Origin of the sequence: Dactylosporangium maewongense (genome assembly GCF_039531485.1) — a bacterium.
GTDB lineage: Bacteria > Actinomycetota > Actinomycetes > Mycobacteriales > Micromonosporaceae > Dactylosporangium > Dactylosporangium maewongense.
In genome coordinates this window covers 149,566-160,700 of sequence record NZ_BAAAQD010000002.1, presented here as the reverse complement: position 1 = coordinate 160,700, position 11,135 = coordinate 149,566, and the positions used below count along the sequence as shown (strand labels likewise).

The window sequence follows — 11,135 nt, the reverse complement described above, 5'->3', positions numbered from 1 at the left end:
ATATTCATCGAAGCACCTGACGGGTGCGATCAACTGTGGGAGTCACCGATGAGGTTCAAGGCACCGCTCGTCACGCTCGGCGCCGGACTTGTTGTCGCCGGCGTTCTGTACACGCTCAACGTCGACCTCAGCAACGATGTCGAGAAGAACCAGGCCGCGGCCTCGGCCAAGCAGACCGGGACCGTCGCCGCGCCGGCCTCTTCGCAACCGGCCGCCGACCCGCCTCCTTCGCAACCGGCGTCCAGCGCGCCGGTCGGCGACGGCAGCGGCAACGCCGGCCAGCAGGGCACCGTCACGTACGCCGGCGCGGTCGACGGCGGGGCCGCCTCGCTCGCGATCGTCGTCAACAACGGCAAGGCGATCGCCTACGTCTGCGACGGCAAGAAGGTCGAGGCGTGGCTCAACGGCACCATGGCCAACGGTCAGGTCGAGCTCACCGGCGCCAAGGGCAGCCTGAAGGGCACGTACGGCGGCGGCCAGGTCAAGGGCGACGTCACCGCCGGCACGAAGTCGTGGGGCTTCACCGTCAAGGTGGCCGCGGCGCCCTCGGGCCTGTACCGCTCCGCCGCGTCGCTGCGCGGCAAGCTCGACGCCAGCTGGGTCGTCCTGCCGGACGGCCGCCAGGTCGGCGTGCAGACGAAGAACGGCGAGACCAGCGAGGCGCCGCCGTTCGACGTGAACAGCAAGACCGCCACGGTCGACGGGACCAAGGTCCCGATCGAGGCGGGCAACCCCAACGCCAGCTCCGGTTACTGAGAGGAGAGCCGTCACCATGTCCCCGGATGAGACCCAGACCGCTCCGGTCGTCCAGCCCACCAACCCTCAGCCCACGAACAGGACGGCCGCGACCCTCATCGTGCCGGTGCTGGTCGCCTGTTTCGTCGCCGGCGCCCTCGGCGTCTACGGCAAGGTGCACGAGCCGACCGGCATCGCGGTGAACGTCGCGGGCTTCTCCAGCCCGCAGACGGTCAAGGTGTGGCTCGCGACGCTCGCCTTCGCGCTCGCAGTCGTGCAGCTCTTCACCGCGCTCGTCATGTACGGCAAGATCCCGCTGCCGAACGCGGGCTGGCTCGGCGGGCTGCACCGCTGGTCCGGCCGCCTGGCGTTCATCGCGTCGATCCCGGTCGCCCTGCACTGCCTGTACGCGCTGGGCTTCGCCGACTTCGACACCCGCACGCTCATGCACTCGCTGTTCGGCTGCTTCTTCTACGGCGTATTCGCCGCGAAGATGCTGCTCCTCGCCAAGAAGGGCGTGCCGAACTGGGCACTGCCGCTCTTCGGCGGGCTGGTCTTCACCGCACTCTCCGGCCTGTTCGTCACCTCCGCGCTGTGGTTCTTCACCACGTTCGGCGTCAAGATCTGAAAGGGAATCGAAGAACCATGAGCAACACGACTCGACGGACCCTGATCGCCGGCGCCGGTGCGGCCGGCCTCACCGCGGCCCTCGCGGGCTGCGCGGCCTACGGCGACACGGGCACCTCCTCGGACGGGGCGGCACCCGCCGCGACCGGCGGCGCGGACACCGCGGCGGCGGCCACCGGCAGCGGCGCGACCGGTGGGGGCGCGACCGGTGGGGGCGGTGGCTTCGCGAAGACCTCCGACATCCCCGTCGGCGGCGGCAAGATCTTCGAGGACCAGAAGATCGTGGTGACCCAGCCGACCGCCGGCCAGTTCAAGTGCTTCACCGCGGTGTGCACGCACGCCGGCTGCGTCGTGGGAGACGTGTCCGGCGGCACCATCAACTGCCCGTGCCACGGCAGCAAGTTCAAGGTCGCCGACGGTTCGGTCGCCAACGGGCCGGCCGGCAAGCCGCTCAAGGCCGTCGCCATCAAGGTCGACGGCGACTCCATCGCCAAGGCATGACTCCCACAGGGTCGGGTGCCCGGGGTCCCTCGCGGATCCCGGGCACCCGGCTGTGTAACCCGTTGGTGGCCCGTCGGCGTTTATAGCGCTGATGGAACCGGACGAGCACGACTTCGAGGCCTTCTACCGGGCCCGGACGCCGGCGTTGCTGCGCACGGCGTACCTGCTGACCGGGGACCGGCACCTGGCCGAGGACCTGGTGCAGGACGCCCTCGCCCGCACCCACCGGGCGTGGCGGCGACTGCGCGACGGCGGCAACCCCGAGGCGTACGCCCGGCAGGTCATGTACCACCTGCAGGTCAGCCGGTGGCGGCGCAGGCGCGTCCCGGAGTCTCTGTTCGGTGACCTGCCCGAGCGCCGCGACGGGCGCGACCATGCCACGGACGCGACCAGCCGGCTGGCCTTGCGACTGGCACTGCGGCAGGCGCTGCTGACGCTGCCGGCCCGCCAGCGCGCGGCCGTGGTCCTGCGCTACTTCGAGGACCGCAGCGAGGCGGAGGCCGCCGAGCTGCTGGGGTGCCGGGTCGGCACCCTCAAGAGCCACCTCGCCCGCGGGCTGGCGGCGCTGCGCAGGGCATTGCCGGACGACCACGCCGGCACGGCGACGGAGGGGATGTTCCGATGAACCTGCACGATCGCCTGGACGACCTCGCCGGCGAGATGGCCGGCACCGACCTGGCCGGCCTGCGGCAGCGGGTGGACCGCACGTCGCGGCGGCTGCGGACGCGCCGGACGCTGGCCGCCTCGGCCGCCGGGGTGGCGGTGGCGGTGGCCCTGACCGGCGGCGCGGCCCTGCTGAAGGTCCGGCACGAGGACACCCGGCCGGACGTGGCGCCGGCCGTCTCGGCCACGCCGTCCCGATCGCCGTCCGCGCCGTCGTCCGCGCCGTCCTCCTCGCCCTCCTCGGCGCCGCCGTCGCCCGCTGCCGCGATCCCGGGCGCGCTGTCCTTCCTCACCCTGAAGGCCGGCAAGGCGATCGAGCTTCACCGGTACGCCGGCGGAACCCCGCAGACGGTGAACTTCGGCACCGCGACCGGCGAGGACATGTACGCGACGCCGTCGCCCGACGGGACCCGGCTGGCGATCAACACGTCCCCGGACCGCGACCGGATCGCCCCGGGCGACCTGGTGGTCGCCACCAACGGCGGCGCCCGTCACGTGGTGGCGAAGAACGTCCGGTGGGACGGCGGCAACACCGTCGTCTGGACGCCCGACGGCTCGGCGCTGGTCGCGGGCGGCGTCCGGTACGACGTGGCGACCGGCGCGGCCCACCCTCTCCCGGACCGGCCGCAGTACCTGGCGTACTCGCCGAGCGGCGTGACGACCGCCTACCTGTTCCAGGGCAACGACCTCAAGGTCTCGACCGAGGGCGCGGGCGCGACGCGGACGGTGCCGGTCACCGGGCTGGACGAGTGCGAGCGCACGGCGGGCTGCCCGACCTCGGTGCAGGCGGTCTCCGACAGCGGCCTGCTGGTGGCGCTGGGCAACGTCAACAGCGACCCGAGCCACGTGTACCGCACGGTGGTGGTCTACAACACGGTCAAGCGGATGCGCCTGCAGCTGGGCGCGTTCGAGCACGTCTGGTTCCGCCCGGACGGCGGCCTGGTCGTGGTGACCGCGACCGAGGTCAAGGTGCTCGACCAGGCGTTGAAGCTCACGCACACCTACCCGCTGCCGGCGCACGACCCGGCGGCGGTCATGTTCTACCGGGCCTGAGGAAGTCGAGCAGGGACTCGGTGAACGGCGGCCCGTCCGACCACAGGACGAGCGTGGGGCATGCCGGCGGGGGCAGCGGGACGGCGTCGACGGCGACCAGCCGGTCGATCTTCGTCGGGTGCTCCGCCGCCAGCGCCGCCGCGACGTGGCCGCCGAGGTCCCTGCCGACGACGGCGAAGCTGTCGTGGCCGAGCGAGTGCATGAGCGCCAGGCTGTCCAGGACCATCTCGTGGACGAGCGCCGGCCAGTCCTCGTCGGTCGCCCGGGCCGACGCACCGTGGCCGCGCAGGTCCGGCCGGACCACGGTGTGGTGCGCGGCGAGGAGCGGGGCGAGCTCGTCCCAGACCTCCAGGGTGCCCGCGTGCCCGTGCAGGAGCAGCACCGGCGGGCCCGAGCCTTCGCGCCGGATTCGAAGGGTCACGTCCCAGAGGTCGACCCATTCATCGAACACCCTCATTTCATACCCAACTGTCGCGGGCCTCCGGTAGGGCCAACCACGGAAGAGGTAACCGACTTTCGTCAATATCGAGGAAAGTCTGTTGCTTTCGAACGAAAGACGTTACTGTCTGGCGCACATCGATGTCCTCCAGTCGGCGGGAGGCCATCGGGCAGTCCGCTCACAGGAGGTCCGGTGAAACACCCCCACCGCCGACGATGGACCGTCGGCACGTCAGCCCTGGCCCTGATCGCGTCGAGTCTCGTGAGTCTCGCGACGTTCGCGACCGTCGAGGCCGCCGCCCCCGCTCCCGCCGCCGCGGCACCGCCGCCCGCCAGCGACTTCGAGAAGGTCAAGCTCGACGGCGGGCTGACCATGGGCGAGCCGATCGAGCTGGCCGTCCTGCCCGACGGCAAGGTCATGTACATCAACCGGGGCACCACCGCCGCCGGCGGCCAGGTCCGGCTGTACAACCCCACCACCCAGTCCACGACCGTGGCGCTGACGCTCCAGCTGGACGCGCGCTTCGAGGACGGGCTGATCGGCATCACGCTGCACCCGCAGTTCGCCACCAACCGCTGGGTCTTCATCTTCTACTCGCCGAAGGTGACGCCGCTGGTCAACCGGATCTCCCGGTTCACCTTCAACCCCTCGACCAACGTCCTCGACCCCGCCAGCGAGGACATGATCATCGAGTGGCCGACCGAGCGGAACCTGTGCTGCCACTCGGCCGGGTCGATGACCTGGGACAGCAACAACAACCTCTACTTCGCGGTCGGTGACAACACCAACTCCGGCGGCGACTCGGCCGGCATGGCGCCGATCGACGAGCGGACCAACCGCGACCCGCAGTACGACGCCCAGCGCACCTCGGGCAACACCAACGACCTACGCGGGAAGATCAACCGGATCCACCCGGAGAGCAACGGCACCTACACGATCCCGGCCGGGAACCTCTTCGCGCAGAGCGCGCAGACCCGGGGCGAGATCTACATCATGGGCACGCGCAACCCGTACCGGATCTGGGTCGACACCAAGGCCAACAACACCCTCTACTGGGGCGAGGTCGGCCCCGACGCGGGTGCGACGGTCGCCAACCGCGGGCCGGCGGCGTTCGACGAGTTCAACCGGGCGAGCGGCCCCGGCAACTACGGCTGGCCCTACTGCGGCGGCCCGAACGTGGCCTACAACGACTGGGACTTCGCGGCCAACGCGCCGCGCGGCTGGTTCCCGTGCGGCGGCAGCACCGGGCCGGTCAACAACTCGCCCCGCAACACGGGCCTGCAGCAGCTGCCGGCGACCAAGCCGGCGCTGGTCTGGGAGCAGCACGGCGGCAGCGTGCAGTGGCCGCAGCTGGACAGCCCCGGCGGGTGCGGCTCGCCGAACCACACCGAGGTGTACCACTACGACCCCAACCTCAACTCGTCGGTGAAGTGGCCGCAGTACTACGACAACAAGTGGATCATCTCCGAGTACTGCCGCAACTGGGTCAAGATGGTCAACTTCGACAACAACAACCCGGCCACCGGCAACCCGGTCTCCGGCGGGATCGAGCCGGTCAACGCGGGCATGCCCTTCGTGCACCCGATCGACTGGCAGTTCGGCCCCGACGGTTCGATGTACATGCTGGAGTACGGCAGCGGCTACTTCTCCGGAGCCGCCGACGCCGGCCTGTACAAAATCAACTATGTCCAGGGTGGACGGTCGCCGGTCGCCAAGGCCACGGTCAACAAGGACAACGGGCTCGCGCCGCTCGCGGTGACCTTCTCCAGCGCCGGCTCCAGCGACCCTGACGGCGACGCCATCACGTACGCCTGGGACTTCGACAACAACGGCACGACGGACTCCACCGCGGCGAACCCGTCGTACACGTACACGACGAACGGCGCGAAGCAGGCACGGCTGACGGTGCGCGACCCGGCGGGCCACACCGGCACGACGCTCGTGCCGATCACCGTCGGCAACAACCGGCCGACCGTCACGATCTCCGGCGTCCCGGCGGGCGGCATGTTCGACTGGAATGACAACTTCACGGTCACGGCCTCGGCCACCGACCCGCAGGACGGCCCGATCGACTGCTCCAAGATCGTGATCGCGGTCGCGCTCGGCCACCAGGAGCACGCCCACGACGAGGGCTCCGGCACCGGCTGCTCCGCCACCTTCAACACCGGGCCGGTGCACGCCGGGCCCGACTCGGTGCTGTTCTTCGTCGTCCGCGCCACCTACACCGACAACGGCGCGGCCGGCTCGGTGCCGCTGACCGGCTCGTCGGAGTTCACCCTCTGGCCCAAGTACTGGCAGGCCGAGCACTACGTGTCGCTGTCCGGCCCGCAGGTCATCACGGCGGCCGCGGCCGACGGCGGCAAGCGGCTCGGCGACATCCAGTCCGGGGAGAGCGTCCGGCACCACGCGGTGTCGCTGAAGAACATCACGGGCGTCAAGGCGCGCGTCTCCTCCGGCGGTGGCGGCGGCACGGTCTCCTTCCGCTACGACTCCCCCACCGGCACCGAGGTCGCCCGCCTCACCGTGCCCAACACCGGCGGCTGGGAGACCTACGCCGAGGTCAGCGGGCCGGTGACGAAGCCGGACGACGGGACGCACGACCTGTACATCGTGTTCACCGGCGGCTCGGGGGCGATCCTCGACCTGGACAGCTACACCTTCACCGGCCCGGGCATCGGCACCCCGGGCGGCGCGCGGACCGGCACGCTGACGGCGCTGGGCAAGTGCGCCGACATCAACGCGAGCCAGACCGCCGACGGCACCAAGGTCCAGATCTACGACTGCAACGGCACCGGCGCGCAGCAGTGGACCGTCAACGCCAACGGCACCATCACCGGCCTGGCCGGCAAGTGCCTCGACGTGAAGGCCAGCGGCACCACGAACGGCACGCTGGTGCAGCTCTACACGTGCAACGGCACCGCGGCCCAGCAGTGGGTGATCGGCGCGAACAACTCGATCCGCAACCCCCAGGCGAACAAGTGCCTGGACATCCCCGGCTCGACCACCACCAACGGCACCCAGCTGCAGATCTACGACTGCAACGGCACGGGCGCCCAGACCTGGACCCACCCGTAACGTCCCGCTCTCAATGATCCGGAAGACCTTGTGCACCCCTGGGTACACAAGGTCTTCCGGATCACGGCTTTCCGGGGGTGTGCAGGGGGAGGGTGACGCGGAAGGCGGCGCCCTCGCCAGGGGCGGTGCGGAGGGTGACCTTGCCGCCGTGTGCGGTCACCAGGGCGCTGACGATCGACAGGCCCAGGCCGGAGCCGCCGAGCGCGCGGGTGCGGCTCGGGTCGGTGCGGTAGAAGCGTTCGAAGACGCGGTCGGCGTCCTCCTGGGTCATGCCGGGACCGTTGTCGGCGACCTCGAGGACCACGTCGCGGCCTTCCGTCCCGACGAACACGGTCACCTCGGTGCCGGCGGGGGTGTGCGTCAACGCGTTGGTGATGAGGTTCTGGAGCACCTGGCGCAGCCTGGTCTCGTCGCCGAGGACGACCGGCTCCTCCAGGTCCACGTCGTCGTCGCCCCCGCCGAGGGTGCGCAGGCGCAGCTTGTGGTGGTGGGCGGTGACCCGGGCGTCGATCATCGCGTCGGTGGCCAGGGCCAGCAGGTCGACCGGCTTCTTCTCCAGCGGGCGCTGCTGGTCCATCCGGGCGAGCAGCAGCAGGTCGTCGACGAGCAGGCCCATGCGGGTGGCGTGGTGCTCGATCCGGCCGACGGTCTCGTCGGCGCCGCCCGACTGGCGGTGCAGCTCGGCGAAGCCGCGGATCGACGTCAGCGGGGTGCGCAGCTCGTGGCTGGCGTCGGCGACGAAGCGGCGCATGCGCTCCTCCGACGCGAGGGCCGCCTCCTCGCTGGCCCGCCGCTCCTCGAACGCGGTCTCGATCTGCCCGAGCATCGTGTTCAACGCCGTCGACAGGCCGCCGACCTCGGTTCTCGGATGCGCCTCTGGTACGCGCCGCGTCAGGTCACCCGCCGCGATCGCCTCCGCGGTCTGCTCGACCTCGACGAGAGGCCGCAGGCTGGACCGCACGAGCAGGTACGCGACCACCGCGAGCAGCAGCAGGACCCCGCCCCCGACGCCCACGGTGACCCAGATCTGCTGGGTGACCGTCGCGTCGATCTCGTCCTCGCTCAACGCGACCATGACGAACCCGTCGGGGCCCTTGGCGAAGAGGACGCGCCAGTCATGGCCGGTGCCGTTGGTCGACGGCACCGTGAAGAACGGGCCGGGACCGCTCAGGTCGCTGATGTTGGCGGGCAGCTTGGGCTCGGCCTGCCCGTCGTCCACCGGCTCGAACTCCGACCTGGTGATGGTGCCGTCAGGGGCGATGCAGGCGGACCAGTAGCCACTGGGCAGTGCGGGACCTCGACGGCCGTTGGGACCCGTCGACGTTTTGGGCAGTCCCGCGGGGGTGCAGCCCCCGCCCGCCCGCGGCGCGGTTTCCCGCAGCTGGTTGCGCAGCTTGTCGTCCAGGTAGTTGCGGGTGCTGTAGACGCCGATGCCGCCGGTGATCGCCAGTGCGACCGTGAGGAGCGACAGCATCAGGGCGACGAGCTTGACGCGGAGCGGCCAGGCGTTCATGTCCGTGGCAGTCGGAGGGAGTAGCCGACGCCGCGCAGGGTCTGGAGCAGGCGGGGCTCCGAGGTGTCGATCTTCTTGCGCAGGTACGACACGTAGGACTCGACGACGCCGGCGTCGCCGCCGAAGTCGTACTGCCAGACGTGGTCGAGGATCTGGGCCTTGGACAGGACGCGGCCGGGGTTGGTCATGAAGTAGCGCAGCAGCTTGAACTCGGTCGGCGACAGCTGGACCTCCTGGCCCGCCTTGAACACCTCGTGGGTGTCCTCGTCGAGCTCGATGTCGGCGAAGGTCAGCCGGGACGACGCGGCCGCGGCGCCGCCGGCCGGGTCGGCGACGCGGCGCAGGACGGCCTGGATGCGGGCGAGGATCTCCGACAGGCTGAAGGGCTTGGTGACGTAGTCGTCGCCGCCCAGGGTCAGGCCTTTGATCTTGTCCTCGGTGGCGTCGCGGGCGGTGAGGAAGAGGACCGGCACGCGGGTGCCCTCGCCGCGCAGCTTGCGCAGCACCTCGAAGCCGTCGAGCTCGGGCATCATGACGTCGAGCAGGATCATGTCGGGGCGGAAGCGGCGGGCCTCCTCCATCGCCTGCCGGCCGCTGGTGGCGCTGGCCACGTCGTAGCCGTGATACTTCAGGCTCGCGGACAGCAGCTCGACGATGTCCGGCTCGTCGTCGACCACAAGCAGCCGCGTCATGATTCGCTCCCAGGTGCGTCAGTGTTCCCTTGTCACCGTCGACATTGCCGCCGCTTCCTGGCTGCCGGGTCCGGTTTCCCTGAAAACCAGCTGTGAACGCGCTGCATCGGCACCGAGGAGCAACGCGAGCAACACCGGGAACTCCAGGTACGCGTGGTACGAGGCGAATGCCGCGTACATCGCCCGGCCGGAGGCGTAGTCGACGGCGAAGAGCATGGCGAGGACGCCGCCGAGGCCCGCGCCGAGGGCCCAGGCGCGCGGGCCGCGCAGCCACGGCACCCGCCGCTCGAAGGCCCTGGCCGCGTCCGGCGCGTGCCGCGGCAGGAACCAGACCCAGACGAAGTAGTGCATGGTCTGCAGGAACGCGAACACGACGAGGAACCGCGCGCCGATGACCGTGTCGGCACCGGGTGGGGCGCTGAGCGCGACGATCTTCGCGGGGTCGCCGGCGAACGAGGCCACCGCCGAGGCGGAGACGTCCCGCAGCGCGGCGTCGGCGACGCCGTACAGCAGCAGCGACGGCAGCACGAACACCCAGCCCACCTGGATGCCCCGGAACCAGCGGCGGGTCGCGGGTGGCAGGGTCGCGGCCCACTCCCACAGGAAGAACAGCGGCACGACGTTGTGCAGGTGCGCGAGGACCACGAAGTGGTAGGCCGGCCAGGTCAGCGACACCGCGCCGGCGACCGCGAGGACCGCGCCGGACAGGCCGAGCAGCCAGCCGCGCAGCGCGTGCGCGCACCCGGCGGCGAGGACGGCGTAGCCGATGAGGATCTCCGCGGTGCGGGCCGGCTGGCCGACGACGATCGCGGCGAGCCGGCAGAGCACGATCGCGGTGATCAGCCCGAGCAGCACGGCCAGGAACCGGCCGTTGAGCACCGGCGCGAACCGCCCGGTGACGTAGCGCAGCTCCAGGACGTTGTGCAGCACGCCGAACGCGATGAGGCCGAGCACGGTCGTGGCGAGCGGCGCGCCGAGGGCGACGGTGAGGGCGGCACCGGCGGCGACCAGGAACTGCAGCGTTACCTTCATGTGGTGATCCCGGCGCTGCTGCTGACCCTCGCCGTGGAGGTTCCGCTGTACGTGCTGGCGCTGACGGCGCTCCGCCTGGTGGCCTGGCGGAAGGCGGCGCTGCTCGGGGTCGCCGTGAACCTGTTGACGCACCCGGTGCTGTGGTGGTCGCTGGCGCCGCGCCCGTCCGCGGGTGCGCTGTGGGGCGCGGAGGCGGCGGTCGTGGTGGTCGAGGCGGCGGCGCTGTGGCTGGCGTGCCGCCGCGACCCGGCGCTGCTGCTGGTGACGAGTCTCGGGGCGAACGCCGCGTCGGTGCTCATCGGGCTGGTGTCCTAGGGCCGCTCTGGGCTGCTCTAGGACCGGGACCGGCGTAGCAGCCACACGACGAGCACGATGACGGCGGTCACCACCACGATCCCGCCGATCACGACCACGACCGCCACTCCGGTCGCGGACGGCTCCGGGTCCGGCGCGATGTCAGCGAGCACGATTTCCATGCCGCGCAGTGTCCCCCGTCGCGCCGGAGCCCGGAACTGGCTGTTACTCCCGAATCTGGCCCGCCGGTGGGATGTCGCTCGCCGGCGGCGGCTCGGCGGGCCGCCACCACTGCCACAGCAGGAACAGCAGGCCGAGCGCGAGCATGCCGAGCCCGATCCACAGGTTGATCCGCACGCCGGCGGCCTTGTCGATCTCGGCCTGCGAGTCGAACAGGCCGACGATGGTGACGATCACGCCGTACACGGTGAACAGGCCGCCGATGACGCGGCGGACGTCGAACAACCGGGCCGCCCTGGCGGTCTCCGCTTTCGTCGGCTGGTCGGACATG

13 protein-coding genes are annotated in these 11,135 nt (G+C 71.0%); 7 read left to right on the top strand and 6 right to left on the bottom strand.

Annotation, left to right across the window (positions count from 1 at the left end; genetic code table 11):
- Positions 1-48: 48 nt before the first annotated feature.
- From ABD332_RS07645 to ABD332_RS07625, 5 genes are all read left to right on the top strand, one after another.
- Positions 49-756, top strand: a complete 708-nt coding sequence (locus ABD332_RS07645; protein ID WP_344501058.1) for a hypothetical protein — start codon at positions 49-51, stop codon at positions 754-756.
- Positions 757-772: 16 nt separating this feature from the next.
- Positions 773-1,363 carry a DUF6529 family protein gene (locus tag ABD332_RS07640; RefSeq protein WP_344501056.1) on the top strand — a complete coding sequence of 197 codons (591 nt, stop codon included), beginning with the start codon at positions 773-775 and terminating at the stop codon, positions 1,361-1,363.
- A 17-nt stretch (positions 1,364-1,380) separates the two neighbouring features.
- Positions 1,381-1,863: a Rieske (2Fe-2S) protein gene (locus tag ABD332_RS07635; RefSeq protein WP_344501054.1), complete on the top strand. Its 483-nt coding sequence runs from the start codon at positions 1,381-1,383 to the stop codon at positions 1,861-1,863.
- Between the two features lie 91 nt (positions 1,864-1,954).
- Entirely contained in the window at positions 1,955-2,488 is a 534-nt protein-coding gene (locus tag ABD332_RS07630; protein WP_344501052.1) for a SigE family RNA polymerase sigma factor, read from the top strand.
- A complete protein-coding gene (locus ABD332_RS07625) occupies positions 2,485-3,579 on the top strand; it encodes a TolB-like translocation protein (protein ID WP_344501050.1) in 1,095 nt (364 codons plus the stop codon). The genes ABD332_RS07630 and ABD332_RS07625 overlap by 4 nt, the downstream gene beginning before the upstream one ends.
- Here the strand turns inward: ABD332_RS07625 and ABD332_RS07620 are convergent.
- On the bottom strand, positions 3,560-4,036 hold the full coding sequence (locus ABD332_RS07620) for an alpha/beta fold hydrolase (RefSeq protein WP_344501048.1): 477 nt from the start codon (positions 4,034-4,036) through the stop codon (positions 3,560-3,562). The two genes, ABD332_RS07625 and ABD332_RS07620, sit on opposite strands and share 20 nt — an antisense overlap.
- A gap of 174 nt (positions 4,037-4,210) precedes the next feature.
- On the opposite strand from ABD332_RS07620, the gene ABD332_RS07615 reads away from it, so the two are divergent.
- Entirely contained in the window at positions 4,211-7,093 is a 2,883-nt protein-coding gene (locus ABD332_RS07615) for a carbohydrate-binding protein (protein WP_344501046.1), read from the top strand.
- 61 nt (positions 7,094-7,154) lie between these two features.
- Here the strand turns inward: ABD332_RS07615 and ABD332_RS07610 are convergent, their stop codons facing one another.
- Genes ABD332_RS07610 through ABD332_RS07600 form a run of 3 tightly spaced genes read right to left on the bottom strand, consistent with a single transcriptional unit; the run spans position 7,155 to position 10,330 of the window.
- Positions 7,155-8,606 carry a sensor histidine kinase gene (locus ABD332_RS07610; RefSeq protein ID WP_344501044.1) on the bottom strand — a complete coding sequence of 484 codons (1,452 nt, stop codon included), beginning with the start codon at positions 8,604-8,606 and terminating at the stop codon, positions 7,155-7,157.
- Positions 8,603-9,298 carry a response regulator transcription factor gene (locus ABD332_RS07605; RefSeq protein ID WP_344501042.1) on the bottom strand — a complete coding sequence of 232 codons (696 nt, stop codon included), beginning with the start codon at positions 9,296-9,298 and terminating at the stop codon, positions 8,603-8,605. Before ABD332_RS07605 ends, ABD332_RS07610 begins: the two co-directional genes overlap by 4 nt.
- Positions 9,299-9,316: 18 nt before the next feature.
- The gene (locus ABD332_RS07600) at positions 9,317-10,330 is read right to left on the bottom strand and encodes a hypothetical protein (protein ID WP_344501040.1); all 1,014 of its coding nucleotides are present in this window, start codon (positions 10,328-10,330) and stop codon (positions 9,317-9,319) included.
- A 3-nt stretch (positions 10,331-10,333) separates the two neighbouring features.
- Here ABD332_RS07600 and ABD332_RS07595 point away from each other — a divergent pair, with 3 nt between their 5' ends.
- Entirely contained in the window at positions 10,334-10,645 is a 312-nt protein-coding gene (locus ABD332_RS07595) for a hypothetical protein (RefSeq protein WP_344501038.1), read from the top strand.
- A gap of 17 nt (positions 10,646-10,662) precedes the next feature.
- Here ABD332_RS07595 and ABD332_RS07590 read toward each other — a convergent pair whose 3' ends face one another.
- Positions 10,663-10,806 carry a hypothetical protein gene (locus ABD332_RS07590; protein ID WP_344501036.1) on the bottom strand — a complete coding sequence of 48 codons (144 nt, stop codon included), beginning with the start codon at positions 10,804-10,806 and terminating at the stop codon, positions 10,663-10,665.
- A 43-nt stretch (positions 10,807-10,849) separates the two neighbouring features.
- On the bottom strand, positions 10,850-11,134 hold the full coding sequence (locus tag ABD332_RS07585) for a hypothetical protein (protein ID WP_344501034.1): 285 nt from the start codon (positions 11,132-11,134) through the stop codon (positions 10,850-10,852).
- Position 11,135: the final 1 nt, after the last annotated feature.